This window comes from Pseudoalteromonas sp. RB2-MNA-CIBAN-0110 (genome assembly GCF_040309305.1).
Lineage (GTDB): Bacteria > Pseudomonadota > Gammaproteobacteria > Enterobacterales > Alteromonadaceae > Pseudoalteromonas > Pseudoalteromonas arctica.
Genome location: NZ_JBEOOQ010000236.1, coordinates 1 through 256, shown reverse-complemented (window position 1 = coordinate 256; position 256 = coordinate 1). Strand labels below are relative to the sequence as shown.

Annotated in this window: 1 pseudogene; it reads left to right on the top strand. The window is 42.6% G+C overall.

What is annotated here, in order from left to right:
* Positions 1 to 256 (top strand): annotated as a pseudogene (locus AAEY68_RS21310) (U32 family peptidase); the annotation flags it as partial.

Below are 256 nucleotides of genomic sequence, written 5' to 3'. Positions count from 1 at the left end.
ACGGTAGGCTGTAATAAGCCCAGCATTGAAGACGGTTGCATGCTCAAGTGTGAAAAAGCCACTACCATCACTAATGTGAAAGGTATTTCGTTTGCAGTAGACAAACAAAAAGGCGGTTACCCGAGCATCTATAACCACGAGCAGTTTTTAAACATCGAAGCCGTTGAAGATCTATCACACTTATTTGATGAGTTCTTTATCGACCTCACCAACATAGGATCTGGCTCAAAAGCGGAAATCGATAAAACTCAGCTGG